We start from the raw sequence: 244 nt of genomic DNA on the forward strand, positions 1-244 counted from the left end.
ATGCCCGATATTCGACTTCACCGACCCCAACGCACAGAACTGCGAACGCCCCGTGAACCGACGCCACGCCCGCGACAACCCCTCCACCTCAATCGGATCACCCAACCCCGTCCCCGTCCCATGCGCCTCCACCACACCCAACGACTCCGGCGACACCCCCGCATCCACCAACGCCGCCACCACCACCTCACCCTGACCCCCACCACTGGGCACCGTCAGACCACTCGTCCGACCCCCATGACCC

Annotated in this window: 1 protein-coding gene; it reads right to left on the bottom strand. The window is 67.2% G+C overall.

The genetic code is table 11. The annotated features are described in order from the left end of the window. Positions 1–244 (bottom strand): hypothetical protein (locus tag IF45_RS31860; RefSeq protein ID WP_157846497.1); only part of this gene is annotated, 244 nt, incomplete at both ends.

This window comes from Streptomyces albidoflavus, assembly GCF_000719955.1.
Taxonomy (GTDB): domain Bacteria; phylum Actinomycetota; class Actinomycetes; order Streptomycetales; family Streptomycetaceae; genus Streptomyces; species Streptomyces albidoflavus.